Here is a 16,635-nt window from a genome sequence, read left to right as displayed (position 1 = left end):
AATCGTCGACAATAGCCGGCTTGTACCCGAACGCCCGACGTCGCCACGATGAAATCCCCCCACGCCATGAAGCCCGTTTCCGTCGACACGGTTCTCGCAGCAGCCGAGATTCTCGGCGCGCATCCGCATGTGGACGACGAAACCGAACAGCGTGTCCGCGCGCTGGTCGACGACGATCTGACGATGCGCAGGCTCGTCGACATCATTCCGGAAGCGTTCGGCCTCGTCGTCGCGTCGCATCTGCCGTCGGCATCCGGCATGACGCTGCCGGACAGCTTCTCCGTACAGGACGAATCGGGCACATGGCACAGTGCCGATCGATTGCGAGCCGGTGTTCGTCGCGGCGCTCGAGATTGCCCGGCACGCTTTTCACGCCGGCCCCCGGCATCTGGTGAAAAACAATGCCGAGCGCAGCAGCATGCTCTGCGCCATCAGCAATGCGCTCGATGACGGCGTATCGCTGGCAGGCAGCACGCTCGGCGGCCCGGCGTTCCTCGGCCTGCCGGCTTCGCTTTATGCATGACGCCGGCCGCACGGCTACATCGCGTGCGGATCGAAATAGGCTTCCCACGTCGCCGGATCGGCATCGAGCGCCGTGCCGCGCGCCAGCACGGCCCGCGCTTCTTCCATCGTCGAATGGTCGAGCATCGCGACGAACAGATTGAAGAACGTGTTCCGGTCGGTCGAGCCGAGTTCGATCGCCCGCGTCAGGCACGCGCGTGCGTCGGCACGCAAATGCAGATCGCACAGCACTGCGCCGAGGCAGGTCAGGATCGCGACATCACGGGGATCGTCCGCCAGCGCCGCCTCGAGCAGCGCGCGGGCTTCGCGAAGCGATTCGTCGTACACGCCCGGCCTCGTCATCGCCTGAATGACGAGCGCCTTCGCCGATGCGATGCGCATCCCGTTCCGATCGTTCATATTCCGCTCACTGGCCATCTCGTGGCACGTTGAAGGCATACGGTCTTGCCGCGTCATCCGTTGATCGCGCCTCCGGCGAGCAAGCTTCTTCAGGACAGGAACGCACGCGCCGAATGCGCGCCGCCACCGTCGCATCGCGTCACTCATGTCGCATCGGCGCCCGGTTCAGGCCGGATCACCAGTTCGTCGAATCCGGTGGCCGCATCGAACGCGCGGGAGAAACGGTGTGCCGGAAGCAGCGCGAGCAAAATCTCGGCGGTCGTGCGCACCTCGCAGCCTCGCGCGACATGGCCGCCCGATACGCGCCCTTGCGCGTCGGACACCGACATATGCAGGTGTGCGCCGTCCGGCGAGACCGAACCGGCCAGCGTCAGAATTTCGAGGTCGCCGCGCAATGTGGTCGGCGCGTCCATCCCGGCAAACCGCAGTTCGGCAACGCAAAGACTCCCGATTCCCTGAACGACGAACGCCGCGCGCGAGCCGTGCCGGCACAGCGCGTCCTCGATCGACGCGCGCAGGTCGTCGCCGGGGGAAAGGCGCAGAGGATGGGCTTGCATGGTCGATTACCTGTTGGCGGGCCGATGTATCGGCAAAGAGTACGGTCGGCCGTGGCATACGGCAAGTCCCGTCGGCTAGGCACGCGCAGCCGATTGCTCTAGTCTTCACGCTAATCCAGCTCGCACGCCACGCCCCGCATCCGATGACTACTCTTCCGAACCAAACGACCCGCCTGCGCGGCGGCCTGCTTGGCCTGCTGATCGGCGACGCGCTCGGCGTTCCCTACGAATTCCATGACGCCGCATCGATTCCGCCGCCCGCGCTGATCGACATGACGCCGCCGCCGGGCTTTGTCCGCGCGCACGCGGGCGTGCCGCCCGGCACGTGGAGCGACGACGGCGCGCAGGCGCTCGCGCTGCTCGACGCGCTGCTGCGCGACCGCGCGCTGAATCTCGACACGTTCGCCCGCAACCTGCTGGACTGGTTTCATCGCGGCGCCTTCACGCCGGACGGCCGGGTGTTCGATGTCGGCCTGCAGACCCGCCGCGCGTTCGACGCGCTCGCGGCCGGCGCCGCGCCGTCGGCGGCCGGCCCCGACGGCGAGCGCGACAACGGCAACGGCGCGCTGATGCGCTGCTTTCCGGTGGTCATGATCGCCGCGTCACGCGACGATGCGATCCGCGTCGCGCGCAAGCAGAACCTCGTCACGCACGGCCATGTGCGTTCGCAACTCTGCTGCGCGCTCTATGCGCTGACCGCGATGGGCATGCTCGAAGGCCGGTCCGCGCCCGACGCGGTGCGCGCCGCCGAAGACGAACTGCTGGCCCGCTACGAAGGCACGGCCGACATCCTCGAATTGAAGATCGTGCTGGACGGTCGCTTCGATGCGCCGCAGGGATCGGGGTATGTGGTCGACAGCTTCTGGTCGGCGATCCATTGCCTGCTGTCGACCGGCAGCTACGAGGACTGCGTGAAGCGCGCGGTCGCACTCGGAAACGATACGGACACGACCGCGGCAATCGCCGGCAGCCTCGCCGGCGTGCTGTACGGCGAATCCGCATTGCCCGCGCGCTGGATCACGGCCCTGCACGGGAAATCGATGGTCGAGGACTTGCTCGCGACATTCTGAGCGGTGGGCCGCCCGCGCCTCCTGCACCGGCCGCCGTCAGCGTCCCTCGCCGCCTCCCGTCGCGCGCCGGTCGCTGTCGAGCAGCCCGTACAGCGCGCTGTCCGACACCTCGTCGCCGACGATCCAGCGATCCCGCAACAACCCTTCCCGTACGAAGCCGAGCCGTTCGAGCAAGCGCGCCGACGCGATGTTGCGTGGATCGATATCCGCTTCGATCCGGTGCAGGTGCAGCGTGTCGAACGCATGATCGAGCATCGCGGACGCCGCTTCGCGCATATAGCCGCCGCCCCAGTACGCGCGCCGCAGGCTGAAGCCGATTTCCGCGCGCCGGCATTGCGCGTTCGCATGAAACAGCGAGCACTCGCCGAGCGCCTCGCCGCTTTCCCGCAGTTGGAGGACGCAAACCAGGTCCTGCCCGTCGGCCGACGCCTTCACGTTGCGCGCGACGCGTTCGGCCGCCTGCGCGCGCTGCGTCATCGGCGCGAACGAGAAATAGCGCATGGCGTCGGGATCCGACCAGACCTCGAACAGCGCCGCGGCATCGTCGTCGCGGGGCGGCCGCAGCACGAGACGGGACGTATGCAGCGTAACGGGTTCGAACAGCGGCATGGCGACGGGCAACTCGGAAACGGAATGCCGGATTAAAGCACGCGAGCCGTGCGTCGACAATCTCGCGCGGACGCCCCAATCGGGATAGGGGCGGTCAGTTAACCTGACCGATCCCCTCCCACACCACCCGGCATGCGGGTCCGCACCGGGCGGTTGGAATGGTTGAGGTTGCCGGGCTTGTGTTGCTCCCGACCCGACACCCAGGTTCGCTGTTGTCTGCTTCACCGAAACTGATTCCTCGCTGCCTGGGCCTGTCGGGCTTCACCCTATCCACCGTTCGGCGAGCTTCACTTACGCGAACATCTGAGGCTATTCACTTCCGAGAACCAGAGGGCTTGCCCTCCCATTCCTTCGGCCCTTCGCTGGCAGCTTTAGCCTTCCCGGCCACACCACCTCACTACTACGGCCTCTGCTGACTTCTCGCTCCGGTCTGCACCGTCGCCCTTTCAGGCACAAGGCGAGATCTCCCCAGGTAAGAACGCACTCCTTCATCGCACAACCGCCGTATTTACGCCGCTTCGCTTTGGTCACGAGAGCTTTGCGGTTTGTTGCCCGCTCGCCCTGCTCGGCAGCGCCTTCTATACGGTTCTTGTCCATCGGCTCGCGATTTACGCTCCACGCTTCCTCCCCACACTCGGTCGCCCTCATGCAGTTGCGCTTCACTTCATTCGCCATGACCAGCTTATGGCGGGACTTTCACCCGCAGGAGTGCGCCCATGCTGGGCGCACAACGAAAAGGCCCGGACATCGTCCGGGCCCCGCCGAATCACGACACGTCGTCGCCGATGCTCAAGCCTCCAGCGCCTCCAGCACCTTGCCCTTCGTCTCGATCCCGACCAGATGCACCGTCACGGCCGCGATCAGCGGCACGGCGCCGATCAGGTAGAACGCCGGCGCGAGATTCCCGCCGATGATCGCATGCGGCACGACCATCGGCGCGACGAACGATGCGATCTTCAGCCACGCGCTGCCGAGCCCGCAGCCCAGCGCGCGAATGCTCGTCGGATACTGCTCGGGCGTATACACATATGCGGTGATGAACCCCGACGCCATCAAGCCGAGCGACAGCGAGCAGAAGATCGACACGACGTACACCGATTCCGCGTGATAGACGCCCGCGAGCACCAGCGACACTGCGCACAGCACGAACGACCAGACGATCACCGGCTTGCGGCCGAGCTTGTCGACCAGCAGCGCGGACGCCAGCGAACCGAGCACGCCCATCACCGAGCCGATTACCGCGAGGTTCAGCGCAAGCTGCAGCGGCGCGTGATAGAAGTTCTTGTAGAGCGTCGGCAGCCACGTCGACAGCCCGTACTGGATGAACCCGCAGGTCGCCCACAGCGTCGCGACGGCAATCGTGCGCTTGCGATACGCGGCGCTGAACAGGTCACGCATCCTGCGCTTCGGATGCTGGCGCACCATCTCGTCGAACGCGGCCGTCTGCGTGACGGGCGGCAGTTCGCCGCGCACCGACGCTTCGAACTCGCCCACCGCCCGGCCGGCTTCCGCGAGCCGCCCGCGCGATGCGAGCCAGCGCGGCGATTCCGGCACGAGACGCGTGAGCACCAGCGCGAGCAGCAGCGGCAAGCCGCCGACGAAGTACATGATCTCCCAGCCGAAGCGCGGCACGAGCCACGCGCCGAGCGCCATCGACACGAGCAGGCCGATCGGGAACACGATTTCGTACAGCAGCACGAAACGGCCGCGGCCATGCGCGCGCGTGATCTCGTTGATGTACGTCGCCGCGACCGGCAGCTCGCCGCCGAGCCCGAGCCCCTGCAGAATGCGCAGCAGCACGAAGATCTCGAAGGTCGGTGCGAAGCCGCACGCGATACTCGTGATGCCGATCACGGCCGAGCTCCACGCGATCGACTTCACGCGGCCATGTTTTTCCGACAGCGCGGGAAACAGGAAGGCGCCGATCAGCTGGCCGATCGCGCCGGACGCGATCAGCATGCCGATCTGCGTCGGCGACAGCCCCCACTTGTGAATCAGCAACGGCAGCGTCGCCGCGATCGTGATCACGTCGAAGCCGTCGAAGAACGTCGCGGTGCCGATCAGCACGCGTGCGCGAATCTGCATCCCATTGGCCGGAAGCCGCTCGAGCCGCGCGATGATCGCGCCGGGCGTGGAGGCGGCAGCTTCCATCGTGGCCCGACCGGCCACGACGTTGTCGAAAGTGCTCATGCGGGGTGTCTCCTGGATCTCGTGTGGGCCTGTCGGTCAGGCAAGCGCCTTGGTCGTGTCTGCCAGGGCTTCCATGTCCACCGCCCGGCCCTGGTTCATCCACTTGCGCGCGAGCTTCAGCTCACGCGCGTTGTTGATGGCGATCACACCTCTCACATGTGCATCGCCAACGAAAAACAGCGTCGCGCGTCGCGCGGCGAGATCGCCGCGCACGACGAGCCGCGCGTCGGCCGGCAGATCGCCGAGGATCTGCAGGTTCACGTCGTACTGATCGGACCAGAACCACGGAATCTCCGCATACGGCGCGCGCACGCCGAGCACCGCCCTGGCGGCCGCGATCGCCTGGTTCTGCGCGTTCGCCCACGATTCGAGCCGCACGCGCCGCTTCAGCCAGCCGTTGTGATGGTTCGCGACGTCGCCGCACGCGAAGATTGCCGGGTCGCTCGTCGCACCGAATTCGTCGACGACGATGCCGTCGTCGACGACCAGCCCCGCGTCGCTCGCGAGCGACGCATTCAGCGCGAGACCGATCCCCGCCACCGCGAAATCGGCGTCGATCGTCGTGCCGTCGGCGAGCGTCGCGCGCACCTTCGACGCGTCGTCCGGCTGCGCATCGAGCGACGCGAGCGCCGCGCCGAGCCGCACGTCGACGCCGTTCGCGCGATGCAGGTCGAGCAGGAAATCCGACACGATCTGCGGCACCGAACGCCCGCACAGCCGCGGCGCGCCTTCGACGACCACCGCCTCGACGCCGAGCTTGCGCGCGGTCGCCGCGACTTCGAGCCCGATCCAGCCGCCGCCGATCACGAGCACGCGCCGGCTGGCGCGCAGCTTCTCGCCGAGCGCGGCCGCCTCGTCGAGCGTGCGCAGGTACTGCAGGTTCGGCGTATTGACGATCGCGTCGGGCAAGCGGCGCGACGTGCCGCCGGTCGCGATCACGAGCCGGTCGTATTCGATCTCGCGGCCGCTCGCGGTCTTCACCACGCGGCGCGCACGATCGATCGATGCTGCGCGTTCCGGCTGCCATGCCTCTACGTTCAGCGCGTCGAATTCGTCGGGACGCACCACGCGCACGGTCTCGATGTCGGCGTCGCCGGCCAGCACGGCCTTCGACAGCGGCGGACGCTCGTACGGCAGATGCGGTTCGTCGGCGATCATCACGAGGCGGCCCGCGTAGCCTTCCGCGCGCAGCGTCTTCAGCACCCAGCCGGCGGCCTGCCCGCCGCCGATCACGACGACCGTGCCCGGTGCGGCCGGTTCCTGCGGGTTCGCGTCACTCATGATTTGCGCTCCGTCATGAACTTGCCTTCCGGCGCCTTCGCTTGCTTCTGCCGGCGCGTGTTGCCGTCGAGGCCGCCGTCCACCGCCCATTCGGCGAACACGGTCGGGCCCGGCTCGAATTCGCGCGGCTGCCAGTCGGGCGTCAGCACGTCTTCGTCCGCGTAGTACTCGATCAGGCCGCCGGCCGGATTCTGGAAGTACCAGAAGTACGCGGACGACACCGGATGACGGCCCGGGCCGAGCTGCGTTTCCCAGCCGCAGCGGTCGATATGCAGGCCGCCGCCGAACACCTCGTGGATGTCGCGCACGGTGAACGCGACGTGGTTCAGGCCGCGCTTGCCGTTCGGCAGCGCGAGCAGGAACAGGTCGTGATGGCCGCCGTGCGGCGCGCAGCGCATGAACGCGCCGCGGCCCGGATAGCGATCGGAAGTCTCGAAGCCGAGCAGGTCGTGATAGAAGCTTTCCTGCGCATCGAGGCAGTTCGTGAAGAACACCACGTGGCCGACCTCGACCGGTTCCGCGCGCGGATAGATCGGGCTCGGCTGGTCGACGCGCAGCGTCCGGCCCCACACGTTCGACGGCGAGCCGGTGATGTCGAGCGCACGCTTGCGCGTGACCTCGATGCGGATCGCCATCCCGTTCGGATCGATGCAGCCAAGCGCATCGTCGTGCGCGTAATAGCCGGGCTGGCCGGCAAGCTTGTCGCGCAGCGCGTCGAGTTCCTGCTGCGTGGCGACGCCCCACGTCACTTCGCGCAGCGTCGGGCCCGCTTCGAATGCGGGCGGCAGCGCCGGATCGTCGGCCTTGACGACCAGCACGGTGCAGCCGTTCATCGTCTCGAAGCGCGCGCGCGTGTCGTCGTGCGCGACTTCCTTCAAGCCCCAGTCGGCGAAAAAGCGCCGGCACGTGTCAAGATCGTCGACGCCGTACGTGATCTGCTCGATACCCAAAATGCTCATTGCGTGATTCCCCTTCGCTCAGTTCGCCCACGGCAGCGGCGCGTCGTTCAAGCCCCAGTAGAGGCTCTTCTGCTGCATGTACTCGCGGATGCCCAGACGCCCCTTCTCGCGGCCCATCCCGCTCTCCTTCCAGCCCGAGAACGGCGTGGAGATCGAGAACAGCTTGTACGTGTTGATCCACACGGTGCCGGTTTCGAGCGCGCGCGCGGTGCGCCATGCGCGCTTGTAGTCGCGCGTCCAGATGCCGGCGGCCAGGCCGAACACGCTGCCGTTCGCCTGCGCGATCAGCGACGCCTCGTCGTCGAACGGCATCGCGACCAGCACCGGCCCGAAGATCTCTTCCTGGCAGATGCGCGCGCTGTTCGGCAAGCCTTCGAGTATCGTCGGCTGGTAGAAGAAGCCATGCTCGCGCCCGTCGCCCGACGGCCGCTCGCCGCCGCACAGCAGCCGGCCGCCTTCCTCGAGGCCGAGCGCCACGTAGCGCTCCACCGATTCGCGATGCTTCGCGGTGATCAGCGGCCCCATCTGCGTGTCGGGCCGCGACGGGTCGCCCACGCGCAGCCGGCGCGCGCCTTCGACGAGGCGCTGCATGAAGGTGTCGTAGATCGAACGCTGCACGAACAGCCGCGAACCCGCGATGCACGCCTCGCCCGACGAACTGAAGATGCCGTACAGCACGCCGTTGACCGCGTGGTCGAGGTCGGCGTCGTCGAACACGATCGTCGGCGACTTGCCGCCGAGTTCGAGCGACACCGGCATCAGCTTCTCCGCCGCGATGCGCGCGATGCCGCGGCCCACTTCGGTGCCGCCCGTAAACGACACCTTCTTCACGAGCGGATGACGCACCAGCACGTCGCCGATCACCGAGCCCTTGCCCGGCAGCACGCTGAGCACGCCCTTCGGCACGCCGGCTTCCTCGCAGATGCGCGCGAGCGCGAGCGACGCGAGCGGCGTGACTTCGGCCGGCTTGAGCACCACCGCGTTGCCGCCCGCAAGCGCGGGTGCGAGCTTCTGCGCGTCGGACGCGATCGGCGAATTCCACGGCGTGATCGCGGCGATCACGCCGATCGGCTCGTACACGCTCATCGTCAGATAGTCGCCGCGCGACGGCGTCAGGTCTTCGTCGAGCGTTTCGAGGCACGCCGCGTAGTAGCGGAACGTGTTCGCCGCGCTCGCCACCAGCACGCGCGTCTCGCCGATCGGCTTGCCGTTGTCGCGGCGCTGCAGGTTCGCGAGCGCCTCGTGGCGCTGCATGATCAGATCGGCGATGCGGTACAGCACCAGCGCGCGCTGATGCGGCTTCAGCCCGGCCCAGTCGGCGCGGCGCCATGCGGCATCGGCGGCCTCGACGGCTTCGGCCGCGTCCTGCGCGTCGGCCGTCGACACTTCCATGTTCAGCGACTGGTCGGCCGGATAAACGCTCGCGTAAGGCGCGCCACGGCCGCGCCGCCACTCGCCGCCGATCAGGATGTCGCCGTTGGGCACGAGGCTCGTATCGAATGGAGTCATTTCACAAGTCCCACAAGTCTGTCTCTGCGCACCCGCCCTCGCCGTGGCAAGAACGGGCGCGCGGTTCGATCGCCCGGTCAGATCACGCAGCGGGCCGCACGGTTGCGCAGCGCGCGGATCGCGCTGAACGCGGTCAGCGCGGACGTCTTCGGGTTGTCCGGTAGCGGCTTGCCGCTCATTTCGAGCGACATCTCGCCGAATGCGCCGCGCGCGGCGATACGGTGCACGTTGCGCGTGACGGCCGGATCGGCGATCAGGCGCACGCGCGTCGCATCGAGGCCGACGCCTGCGAGCGCGACGGTCGCCGCGACGTTCGCATTCTTCGGATACAGCCGCGCAGCATCGCGCGCGGTGCCTTCGAAGATCACCTTCTCTTCGGTCATCGCGCGCAGGTCGCACAGTGCCTCGGCCGGCGTGCCGAGCCAACCGAGCGGCGGCTTGCGGCCGACGTACAGCACCTCGTCGAGCCCGCCCTGCCGCGCGGCGGCCAGCGCGTCGATGCCGCCGATCGCGCCGGACAGCAGCGTCACCGTCGCGTCGCCCTCGTCGGCAGCCTGCGACAGCGCGTCGAGCAGCGCGAGATCGGACAGCGCGCCGATCGATGCAACCGCGCAATCGGTGCCGGCCTTCAGCAGCGGCACGACGTGGTCGACCAGCGCGCCGTGGCCCGCGCATTCGAGCGCGAACTCGGGACGGCGGGCCAGCGCGTCGACCGACGACACGACCTCCACCGCCTCGCCCAGCTCGCGCTGCACGGCGCTGCGCTGGTGCTCGGGCACGATCACGTGCGCGACGCGCAGCGACGCGTCGTGCTCGACCGCCCGGTACACGGCCGCGCCGATCGCGCCGAAGCCGATCATCGCGACGTCGACGGGCGCGTGCCCGTGTGCGTGTCCGTTACGCATACTGGCGCTCCTCGGGCGCTTCCTTCTTGACCGGCGGGCCCGCGAACGCGGACGCGAACGAGCCGACCGACAGCATGTCGACTTCCACCATCACCGGGCCTTCCTTCGCCAGCCCTTCGCGCACGATCTGCTCGGCCTGGTCGAGCGACGTGATGCGGTAGTGCGTGAGGCCGAAGCTCGCGCAGAACTGCGCGAAATCGGGCTGGTGCAGCTGCACGAAGCAGCGGCGGCCGCCGTACTGCGCGTCCTGGATGTTGCGGATCACGCCGTAGCACTGGTCGTTCATCAGCACGATCATCACGTTCGCGTTTTCCTGCACGGCCGTCACGAGCTCGCCGACGTTGACCATCAGGCCGCCGTCGCCGACCAGGCAGACCGTCTTCGCCGCCGCGCCCGCGAGCGCCGCGCCGATGCCCATCTGCATCCCCTGGCCGATGCCGCCGCCGAGTGCGTGCACGCCCGCGCGCGGCTCGAAGATCTTGAGCAGGCGGTTGCCCCACGTGCTGTTCGAGATCGTCACGTCGCGCACCCAGTTGTAGTCGCGGCCGACAGCGGCCTGCAGCGTGTCGACCAGCGCCTTGTACGGGCCGAGGCCTTCCGACACGTCCGCCACGGCGCGCTCGCGCGCGGCGGCCAGATCGACCGCGAATTGCGGATCGACCGACAGGCGGCCTTCGAGGCGGTCGGCCAGCTCGGCCAGCACGCGCTTCGAATCGCCGTGCACGAACAGTTCGTTGCGATAGCCGCGGTTGTCGGCAAGCGCGTCGGCATCGACGCGGAACAGCGGCTGCGGCAGCGCAAGCTTGTACTTCAGCGTTTCGTTGCCGCGCAGCCGCGAGCCGACTACGACCAGCGCGTCGCAGGTCTTGTAGAACGCTTCGACCGCCGCATGCACGTTGAACGCGCCGAGCGTGGCCGGATGATCTTCGGGCAGCACGCCGCGGCCCTGCACGCTCGTCACGACGCCGAAGCCGAGCTTGACGAGGCGTTCGACTTCGGCGCGCGCGTGACGCGCGCCGCCGCCGAGCCACAGCAGCGGGCGGCGCTTCGCGGCCAGCGCGTCGGCGAGCTTCGCGACGCGTGCGCTGTCGTGCTCGCGCACCGCGACGTGCGCGGGCGCCAGGTCTTCCGGCCATTCGATCTCGGCCGCCTGGATGTCGATCGGGATCTCGACCGAGACAGGGCCGGTCGGCGCGGTCTGCGCGACGCGCACCGCTTCGCGGATCGTCGGCAGCACGGTCTCGACCGTGCGCACGCGGTATGCGGCCTTCGAGATCGCGTCGAGCATCGTCAGCTGGTCCGGCGCTTCGTGGATGTATGCGAGGTCCTGGTCGAGGTACGGCGTCTCGATCTGGCCGGTGATGTGCAGCAGCGCGGTGCCGGCGGTCAGCGCCTCGACCATCGCGCCGGCCGCGTTGCCCGCCGCCGTGCCGGTGCTCGTGAACGCGACGCCGAGGCCGCCCGACACGCGGGCCAGGCCGTCGGCCATGTTGACCGCGCCGGCTTCGCCGCGCGCGCCGACGTAGCGGATGTTGCCGCGCGAGTTGATCGCGTCGAGGATCGGCATGTTGTGGATCGAGATGACCCCGAATGCGGTCTTCACGCCGCACTGCTCGAGAAAGGCGGCAATCAGCTCGCCAACCGTGGTTTTTTTAGACATGGCGTGCAAAGCCTCCAGAAACGTCGATATGGCTGCCCGTCGTGTAGGACGACAGATGCGTTGCGAGATAAAAGAGCGCCCAGGCGGCCTCGTCGGGCCGGCCGAAGCGGTTCAGCGGTATGTTCTTGTTGCGCGCGAGCGCGCCCGTCCAGTCCTCCCAGCTTTCGCCGGGCTGTGCCTGCGCTTCGTAGCGACGGCGCCACTGCCCCGACTCGACGATGCCGATCAGGATCGAGTTCACGCGGATGCGCTGCGGCGCGAGCTCGTTCGCGAGCGACTTCACGAGGCTCAGCACGCCGGCGCGCGCCGACGACGTCGCGACCATGTGCGGCTCCGGCTGCAGCGCGAGCAGCGAGTTCACGCAGGTGATCGTCGGCGCGGCCGCGTCGCGCAGCATCGGCAGGAACGCGCGCGTCGGGCGGATGATGCTGAAGTACTTCAGCTCCAGCTCGTCGCGCCATGCGTCGTCGGTCGTGTCGGCGAAGGTCGACACGCGGCCCTGGCCGGCGTTGTTGACCAGCATGTCGGTGCAGCCGAAGCGCGCCGACACGGCCTGCGCGAACGCGGCGACATCGGCTTCGTCGAGCACGTTGCAGCGCACTGCGAGCAGCGGCGCACCCGGATATTTTTCGCCGAGCATCGCCTCGGCGCGCGCGAGACGTTCGCCGTCGCGGCCGCAGATCGCGACCGACGCACCCGCCTGCAGAAACCGTTCGGCGGTCGCGAGGCCGATGCCGGACGAGCCGCCCGTCACCACCGCCACCTGCCCGCCCAGATCGATCTGAATCATCGGAGTCCTAAAGCCTTGAGAAACGTGTGCTCGTCATCCGAGCGATAATTGAGTCTTCGCGACAGTTCCGCCGCCGCGCGCTGCACCTTGTCGATCAATCCGTCCGCGATCAGCGCGTCGTCGATCTCCGGACGCGGCACCGTCACCGTGATGCACGCGACGATCTTCTGCGTGTCGTTGCGCACCGGCGCCGTGACGACCGAGATGCCGCGCTCGAACGACGAATTGCTGACGCCGTAGCCGCGCAGCGCATCCTCGCGGATCACTTCGTACAGCGCCTCGACCGTTTCCGGCGTCGCGCTCGTCATCCGCGGCAGCACGCCTTCCGGATACAGCGCGCGCAGTTCCTTCAGCGACAGGTCGCCCATCAGCACGTGGCCGTGCGTCGTCGCATGCGCAGGCAGCCGCGTGCCGACGTTCACGCGAATGGAGCTGAACACCGCCGCCTGGCTCTGCGCCTTCGCGACGAACACCACGTCGCGGCCGTCGCGGATCACGATATGCGTCGTGAAGCCGGTCGCGTCGCGCAGGCTTTCGAGCACCGGCAGGCCGAGATCGGTCAGCTCCAGCGAGCTCAGGTATTCGAAGCCGAGCCGCAGCACCGCGATGCCGAGTTTGTAGTTGCGATCCTTGTCCGCACGTTCGAGAAAGCCGAGCGATTCCAGCGTCTGCAGCAGACGGAACACCGTCGTGCGCGGAATCCCGAGCCGCTTCGACAGTTCCGGCGCGCCGAGCACCGGCTCGCGCGGCGAGAATTCGGCGAGGATCCGCAAGCCGCGCTCGAGGCCCGGCACCACGTAGTTGGCCTCGCTCTTCGCGCCTTCCACTTCCTTTTGCAGCGGTTCGCTCATGCCAGCCCCCACTGCCGGTCGCACTGACGACAGAACGCGTCGATCAGCGCGGAATAGACGGCCGGCGCTTCCACGTAGCCGGCGTGGCCGGCCTGCGGAATCACCTGCAGCCCGACCCGCGCGGCCGCGGCGATCCGCTCGCACGCGGCGGGCGGCGTGATCGCGTCGTTCGCGCCGACCGCCACCGCCGTGCGGCCGCGAAAGCCGGCGAGATCGGTCGCGAGATCTGCGTTCGCGAGCAGGTGCGTGGCCTGCGCATAGCCGGCCGGCACGATGCGCGCCATGTTCCAGCGCACCCATGCACGTGCATCCTCGCTCGCGAAGCCCGACAGCATGTTGCCGCTGCGCTGCGCTGCGAGCCCTTCCGGGCCGAGCTCCGCGAGCATCGCGAGGCGCGCGTCGCGGCGCGATTCGCGCGTTTCGGCGGGCGCACTGCCGTAGCCGCCCGCGGGCGAGATCAGCAGCAGGCCGGCGATCCGCGCGGGCATCACGCGGGCCAGGCCGCCCGCGACGATCGCGCCGAGCGAATGCCCGACCAGCACGCAGCGTTCGATGCCGAGTGCGTCGAGCCACGCGTTCAGCGACGCCGCGTAATCGGCGGCGGCCGGCGACGCGCCGTTCACGGGCGTCGATACGCCGTAGCCGGGCGCATCCCACGCGAGCACGCGGCGCGACGCGCCGAGCGCATCGAGCTGGCACACCCACGACGCGGCGCCCGAGCCGATCCCGTGCAGCAGCACGACGGGCAGCGTGCGGCCGGCCTGTTGCGCGCCGGCCTCGCGGTATCCGATCGTGCCCGCCGCACCGGCCGCGCAGCGCTGCTCGGGAAACTGCCCGAGCAGCGTCGCGAACCGGTCGCGCTCACGTTTTTCGACGACACTCATCGCTTCGCTCGCTCCGTGTCAACGCTTGATCTTCGCGAGCGGCGAATCCGGCGGATAGGTCGGCGTGATCGGCTTCGGCGAGCCGAGCATCACGCACATCAGCGCATCTTCCTCGCCGATGTTGATCTCCGTGCGGTACACGCCCGGCGGCACCGAAATCAGGTCGCGCTCGCCGAGGATCGCTTCCCAGGTCTCGCCGTCGCGCTCGCAGATCACCTTCATCTTGCCGCGCAGCACGAAGAAGATTTCCTCGACGTCGATATGGATGTGACTCGGGCCGATGTTGCCGGCCGGAATCACCATCGTCGAGAACGTGAAGTTGCCCGCCGGCACCGTGTTGACGTCCTTCGCGACGCCCGTGCCGCCGGTGCCGACATAGCGCATCTGCGCGCGGCGGTACTTCGGGTCGTAGTCGGCCTGGAACTTCAGCGCGTCCCAGTCGTAGCGACGCGTCGCATAGCGCGCGACGCGCCCTTCCATCCAGTCGCCAAAGCTTGCGCCTTCCGGCTGGTCCCACGACTTGCGTTCGAGATCGGCGTCCGCCATCGTCCTCTCCTTCCTCAGAGTGAAAACATCAATTCATTACGAAGCCGCCGTTGACCGGCAGCAGTTGACCCGTCACGAAGCGCGCGGCGTCGGACAGCAGGAACAGCACGGGGCCCGTCACGTCGCCGGGCACCTGCGCGCGCGTCAGCGCGCGGCCCTGCAGGTAGTACGCGTGGCGATCGGCCGGCACGTAGGCGGTCGCCTCGACTTCGGTCAGCCCCGGCGCGATCGCGTTGACCGTCACGCCGTGTGCGCCGAACTCGCGCGCCTGCGCATGCGTCATCGCGATCACCGCGCCCTTGCTCGCGACATACGCGAGCAGCTTCGGCGCACCCCACAGCGCGGTGTCCGACGCGAGGTTCACGATCGCGCCGCGCCCCGACTGCGCGAGGTGCGGCAGCGCCGCATTGCTGACGAGCCACAGGCCGCGCACGTTGACGTTCATCACCGCGTCCCACGTCGACACGTCGAGTTCCGTCGACAGCCTGCCGCCGGAGTTCGTGATCGCCGCGTTGTTGATCAGCCCGTCGATGCCGCCGAGCGCGGCCGCGCCCTGCTCGACGAAGGCCGAGACGCTGGCCGGATCGGCAAGGTCGAGCGCGACGAAATGCGCGGTATGGCCCGCCTGCGCGAGCTGCGCGGCGAGCGCGCGGCCTTCGTCGGCCAGCACGTCGCCGAATGCGACCTGCGCGCCCGCTTCGACGAGCGCCTTCACGAACGCCGCGCCCAGACCGCGCGCGCCGCCGGTGACGAGCACGCGGCGCCCCGCGAGCGACACGACCGGTGCATGCTCAGCCATTCGCCGGCTCCGATGCGGCCTGCGCCGCGCGGTGCGCGTCGAGCGCGGACAGATGTTCCTGCGCGCGCTGGCGCAGCATCCGGCGCACGCGCGTGATGCCGACGTCGTGCTGGTACAGGTATTCGTGATCGCGCGCATTCGGCGCGAGGCTTTCGAGGACGTAGCGGTCCTGCTCGAGCACGTCCCAGTGCAGGCCTTCGAGGCGGTTGCGGTACATGAAGCGCCACACGTCGCGCTGCCAGCCGCTGACCTTGCGGGTGCGCCAGAAATAGACCTGGCAGTGGTCGTCGTCGACCGGCGTCGCGAAGCCGATGATCCCGAAGCTGCCGCCCGGGCCGAATTTCTGCTTGTACGGGATCGCGAGGCGCATCCACAGGCAGCCCGTGTCGCCGAGCTCGACCCAGTCGAAGTTCACGTCGCGCTGGCCGATCTTCTCGAACATCAGGCCCGTTTCCGTCTTGCGCACGCGCATCTCGGCCTGCTTGTCGCCTTCGGCCATCGAGTGCGAGGTCGCGTGCAGGTACGCGCCGTGCATCGGGTCCATCACGTTGTCGATCGCGTACTGGTAATTGCACTTCCAGTTCGACACGCACAGGAAGTGCGCGTATTCGTCGGCGACCAGTTCCTCCGGCAGGTTCAGCGGCGCCGGCTCCGCGTGCGCTTCGTCGCCGAACCACAGGAAGATCGCGCCGGCCTTCTCCTCGACCGGGTACGACTTCACGCACCGGGTGCCTTCGAGCGGACAGTTCGCGACGGCCGGCACCTTGTTGACCGTGCCGCTGCCGTCGACTTCGATGCCGTGGTACCAGCAGGCGAGATTGCCGCCGAGATTCCAGCCGAGCGACAGGCGCGCGCCGCGGTGCGGGCAGCGATCCTCGAGCGCGTGAACCTTGCCGTCCTGGTCGCGCCACAGCACGATCTGCTCGGACAGGCGCGTCAGGCCCACCGGCGCGTTCGACACCTGCCAGCTCGGCGCGACGGGATACCAGAAGTTCTTGATGCCGCGGTCGAGATAGGCACGGACCGGGTCGTGTTGGGAAGCGTGTTGTGCGGGGGACGTCATCAGTGTGCTCCGGATGCGGTTGTCGTCGGGTCGGCGCTTGG

General features: G+C 68.4%; 17 protein-coding genes. 2 read left to right on the top strand and 15 right to left on the bottom strand.

Annotated elements, in window-relative coordinates; genetic code table 11:
- Positions 1–48: 48 nt before the first annotated feature.
- Positions 49–450 carry a hypothetical protein gene (locus WS57_RS36865; protein ID WP_155755074.1) on the top strand — a complete coding sequence of 134 codons (402 nt, stop codon included), beginning with the start codon at positions 49–51 and terminating at the stop codon, positions 448–450.
- A gap of 87 nt (positions 451–537) precedes the next feature.
- Here WS57_RS36865 and WS57_RS04845 read toward each other — a convergent pair whose 3' ends face one another.
- The gene (locus tag WS57_RS04845) at positions 538–921 is read right to left on the bottom strand and encodes a hypothetical protein (RefSeq protein ID WP_009695554.1); all 384 of its coding nucleotides are present in this window, start codon (positions 919–921) and stop codon (positions 538–540) included.
- A 143-nt stretch (positions 922–1,064) separates the two neighbouring features.
- A complete protein-coding gene (locus tag WS57_RS04840) occupies positions 1,065–1,478 on the bottom strand; it encodes a PPC domain-containing DNA-binding protein (protein ID WP_009695555.1) in 414 nt (137 codons plus the stop codon).
- A gap of 143 nt (positions 1,479–1,621) precedes the next feature.
- Here WS57_RS04840 and WS57_RS04835 point away from each other — a divergent pair, with 143 nt between their 5' ends.
- Positions 1,622–2,548: an ADP-ribosylglycohydrolase family protein gene (locus WS57_RS04835; protein WP_069243815.1), complete on the top strand. Its 927-nt coding sequence runs from the start codon at positions 1,622–1,624 to the stop codon at positions 2,546–2,548.
- A 36-nt stretch (positions 2,549–2,584) separates the two neighbouring features.
- Here WS57_RS04835 and WS57_RS04830 read toward each other — a convergent pair whose 3' ends face one another.
- From WS57_RS04830 to WS57_RS04770, 13 genes are all read right to left on the bottom strand, one after another.
- Entirely contained in the window at positions 2,585–3,157 is a 573-nt protein-coding gene (locus WS57_RS04830) for a GNAT family N-acetyltransferase (protein ID WP_009694771.1), read from the bottom strand.
- Between the two features lie 789 nt (positions 3,158–3,946).
- On the bottom strand, positions 3,947–5,347 hold the full coding sequence (locus WS57_RS04825) for an MFS transporter (protein WP_009694770.1): 1,401 nt from the start codon (positions 5,345–5,347) through the stop codon (positions 3,947–3,949).
- A gap of 36 nt (positions 5,348–5,383) precedes the next feature.
- The gene (locus tag WS57_RS04820) at positions 5,384–6,628 is read right to left on the bottom strand and encodes an NAD(P)/FAD-dependent oxidoreductase (protein ID WP_069243814.1); all 1,245 of its coding nucleotides are present in this window, start codon (positions 6,626–6,628) and stop codon (positions 5,384–5,386) included.
- Positions 6,625–7,587, bottom strand: a complete 963-nt coding sequence (locus tag WS57_RS04815; protein WP_009694768.1) for a VOC family protein — start codon at positions 7,585–7,587, stop codon at positions 6,625–6,627. Before WS57_RS04815 ends, WS57_RS04820 begins: the two co-directional genes overlap by 4 nt.
- An 18-nt stretch (positions 7,588–7,605) precedes the next feature.
- Positions 7,606–9,096, bottom strand: a complete 1,491-nt coding sequence (locus WS57_RS04810) for an aldehyde dehydrogenase (RefSeq protein ID WP_069243813.1) — start codon at positions 9,094–9,096, stop codon at positions 7,606–7,608.
- A gap of 77 nt (positions 9,097–9,173) precedes the next feature.
- Positions 9,174–10,001 (bottom strand): aspartate dehydrogenase, encoded by an 828-nt coding sequence (locus WS57_RS04805; protein WP_040131509.1) that lies wholly within the window; start codon positions 9,999–10,001, stop codon positions 9,174–9,176.
- On the bottom strand, positions 9,994–11,661 hold the full coding sequence (locus WS57_RS04800) for a thiamine pyrophosphate-binding protein (RefSeq protein ID WP_059604101.1): 1,668 nt from the start codon (positions 11,659–11,661) through the stop codon (positions 9,994–9,996). Before WS57_RS04800 ends, WS57_RS04805 begins: the two co-directional genes overlap by 8 nt.
- Positions 11,654–12,451, bottom strand: coding sequence for an SDR family oxidoreductase (locus WS57_RS04795; RefSeq protein WP_059517485.1), 798 nt, complete (start codon positions 12,449–12,451; stop codon positions 11,654–11,656). Before WS57_RS04795 ends, WS57_RS04800 begins: the two co-directional genes overlap by 8 nt.
- Positions 12,448–13,302, bottom strand: a complete 855-nt coding sequence (locus WS57_RS04790) for an IclR family transcriptional regulator (RefSeq protein WP_040131503.1) — start codon at positions 13,300–13,302, stop codon at positions 12,448–12,450. The genes WS57_RS04795 and WS57_RS04790 overlap by 4 nt, the downstream gene beginning before the upstream one ends.
- Positions 13,299–14,186 carry an alpha/beta fold hydrolase gene (locus WS57_RS04785; protein WP_069243812.1) on the bottom strand — a complete coding sequence of 296 codons (888 nt, stop codon included), beginning with the start codon at positions 14,184–14,186 and terminating at the stop codon, positions 13,299–13,301. The genes WS57_RS04790 and WS57_RS04785 overlap by 4 nt, the downstream gene beginning before the upstream one ends.
- A gap of 18 nt (positions 14,187–14,204) precedes the next feature.
- Positions 14,205–14,732, bottom strand: a complete 528-nt coding sequence (locus tag WS57_RS04780) for a cupin domain-containing protein (RefSeq protein WP_009692519.1) — start codon at positions 14,730–14,732, stop codon at positions 14,205–14,207.
- Between the two features lie 28 nt (positions 14,733–14,760).
- Positions 14,761–15,531 (bottom strand): SDR family oxidoreductase, encoded by a 771-nt coding sequence (locus WS57_RS04775; protein WP_069243811.1) that lies wholly within the window; start codon positions 15,529–15,531, stop codon positions 14,761–14,763.
- Entirely contained in the window at positions 15,524–16,594 is a 1,071-nt protein-coding gene (locus WS57_RS04770; RefSeq protein ID WP_009692516.1) for an aromatic ring-hydroxylating oxygenase subunit alpha, read from the bottom strand. Before WS57_RS04770 ends, WS57_RS04775 begins: the two co-directional genes overlap by 8 nt.
- Positions 16,595–16,635: the final 41 nt, after the last annotated feature.

Origin of the sequence: Burkholderia pseudomultivorans, from assembly GCF_001718415.1 — a bacterium.
GTDB lineage: Bacteria > Pseudomonadota > Gammaproteobacteria > Burkholderiales > Burkholderiaceae > Burkholderia > Burkholderia pseudomultivorans_A.
Note: the sequence above shows the minus strand (reverse complement) of the source record. Positions and strands in the feature narration are given on the sequence as shown.

Excerpts from the sequence above, each read along its gene's own strand:
- WS57_RS04830 (WP_009694771.1), bottom strand. The coding sequence starts at position 3,157 with ATGCCGCTGTTCGAACCCGTTACGCTGCATACGTCCCGTCTCGTGCTG.
- WS57_RS04800 (WP_059604101.1), bottom strand. The coding sequence starts at position 11,661 with ATGTCTAAAAAAACCACGGTTGGCGAGCTGATTGCCGCCTTTCTCGAG.
- WS57_RS04785 (WP_069243812.1), bottom strand. The coding sequence starts at position 14,186 with ATGAGTGTCGTCGAAAAACGTGAGCGCGACCGGTTCGCGACGCTGCTC.
- WS57_RS04790 (WP_040131503.1), bottom strand. The coding sequence starts at position 13,302 with ATGAGCGAACCGCTGCAAAAGGAAGTGGAAGGCGCGAAGAGCGAGGCC.
- WS57_RS04795 (WP_059517485.1), bottom strand. The coding sequence starts at position 12,451 with ATGATTCAGATCGATCTGGGCGGGCAGGTGGCGGTGGTGACGGGCGGC.
- WS57_RS04815 (WP_009694768.1), bottom strand. The coding sequence starts at position 7,587 with ATGAGCATTTTGGGTATCGAGCAGATCACGTACGGCGTCGACGATCTT.
- WS57_RS04805 (WP_040131509.1), bottom strand. The coding sequence starts at position 10,001 with ATGCGTAACGGACACGCACACGGGCACGCGCCCGTCGACGTCGCGATG.
- WS57_RS04835 (WP_069243815.1), top strand. The coding sequence starts at position 1,622 with ATGACTACTCTTCCGAACCAAACGACCCGCCTGCGCGGCGGCCTGCTT.
- WS57_RS04770 (WP_009692516.1), bottom strand. The coding sequence starts at position 16,594 with ATGACGTCCCCCGCACAACACGCTTCCCAACACGACCCGGTCCGTGCC.
- WS57_RS04820 (WP_069243814.1), bottom strand. The coding sequence starts at position 6,628 with ATGAGTGACGCGAACCCGCAGGAACCGGCCGCACCGGGCACGGTCGTC.
- WS57_RS04775 (WP_069243811.1), bottom strand. The coding sequence starts at position 15,531 with ATGGCTGAGCATGCACCGGTCGTGTCGCTCGCGGGGCGCCGCGTGCTC.
- WS57_RS04845 (WP_009695554.1), bottom strand. The coding sequence starts at position 921 with ATGAACGATCGGAACGGGATGCGCATCGCATCGGCGAAGGCGCTCGTC.
- WS57_RS36865 (WP_155755074.1), top strand. The coding sequence starts at position 49 with ATGAAATCCCCCCACGCCATGAAGCCCGTTTCCGTCGACACGGTTCTC.
- WS57_RS04825 (WP_009694770.1), bottom strand. The coding sequence starts at position 5,347 with ATGAGCACTTTCGACAACGTCGTGGCCGGTCGGGCCACGATGGAAGCT.
- WS57_RS04810 (WP_069243813.1), bottom strand. The coding sequence starts at position 9,096 with ATGACTCCATTCGATACGAGCCTCGTGCCCAACGGCGACATCCTGATC.
- WS57_RS04780 (WP_009692519.1), bottom strand. The coding sequence starts at position 14,732 with ATGGCGGACGCCGATCTCGAACGCAAGTCGTGGGACCAGCCGGAAGGC.
- WS57_RS04840 (WP_009695555.1), bottom strand. The coding sequence starts at position 1,478 with ATGCAAGCCCATCCTCTGCGCCTTTCCCCCGGCGACGACCTGCGCGCG.